This window comes from Eubacterium sp. AF17-7, assembly GCF_003461285.1.
GTDB lineage: Bacteria > Bacillota > Clostridia > Lachnospirales > Lachnospiraceae > Eubacterium_U > Eubacterium_U album.
The window spans coordinates 1-1,157 of the sequence record NZ_QTWU01000037.1; the positions used below are offsets into that span (position 1 = coordinate 1).

Annotated in this window: 2 protein-coding genes; both read left to right on the forward strand. The window is 32.1% G+C overall.

The window, feature by feature from the left end:
• The coding region (locus tag DWW96_RS13715; protein WP_117910817.1) for a toxin at positions 1-410 on the forward strand (410 nt) is incomplete at its 5' end.
• Between the two features lie 11 nt (positions 411-421).
• Positions 422-820 (forward strand): hypothetical protein, encoded by a 399-nt coding sequence (locus DWW96_RS13720; RefSeq protein ID WP_117910818.1) that lies wholly within the window; start codon positions 422-424, stop codon positions 818-820.
• Positions 821-1,157: the final 337 nt, after the last annotated feature.

Genomic DNA, 1,157 nt, shown 5'->3' on the forward strand with positions numbered 1-1,157 from the left:
CTGCAAAGAGTGGAAAACTAGCAGGGTTTATGGCAGATGAAGCAGGAAGTGTGGCGTATGAGGGCGGTAAAAAGTCACGTTTACTAAATGAATTGGAAAATAGTGGTGTTAAGTATAATCCCGATAATGTAGTAAGAGTTATGAAAAATTCAGAAGGAAAATTAATGTGGTTAGAAAATGGTAATAGCAAAGCAGGGTTAACACATATTTTGGAAAGGCATGCGGATGACTTTGCATCTCAAGGTGTAAGTGATATTCCAAAATTGTTAGAGAATGTATTATCTACAAATCCTATAAAATCAGGAAGTAACGTAAAAGGACGATTTGCTGACTATATATGGAATGGAAATAGTTATAGAGTTGCTTATGGAACAAATGGTTTTGTAGTATCGTTCTATCCAATTGATTAAAGGAGGAGTTTATGTATAGAGTAGTATCTATTGATAGAGATGAAATGACAAAAAATATTCAAATTAAAAACTTAGAGACAGGGACGGTAGATATATGTTTTGATGATTCATCACTTGTAAGTGATGAAAACTTTGATTTTATGAGAGAAGGTAATGAATACGAATGTAAAATAAAATTATTTGGTACTGTTGTGTCGGATATGCAAGAAAATGCGGTACTATGTAAAATTGTCAATTCGTGTATTATTGTTGGAACAAAGAAGATGGTTGAAGTATTAGTGGGAAAAGACAAATATTATATACCTGAGAAAAAAATTAGTAATTTATTAAGCTCAAAAGAAATTATATTTAAATTCACAAGAAAGGATTTGATTGAAGTAAATCATATAATTCACGCTGATTTATTGTAGTATGTGAAGTATTGAAACTAGTAGATAAAAAAGTTTTAAGTAAAAATACAATATTGAAATTGAGACAGAATCACATGGTGGGGTTTCTCCACATGTTAGCGAAATTTTGCCGAGTTGGGTATACGAAAGGACATTGCAAAATCAAGATAGAATATTTCGAAAGATACCTATCTGGATAAAAACTACGGGTGAAATAAAGAAACGAAAACATAATACAAATCGGTTTCAGGCACCGAAGTCAGTAAGAAAAAGAGTATGTGTGGGACTACACAGAAAAGTATCCCGTACTGCTTGAAGAAAAGGAATCAGATGGTACAATTGTAAGGTATACATATGC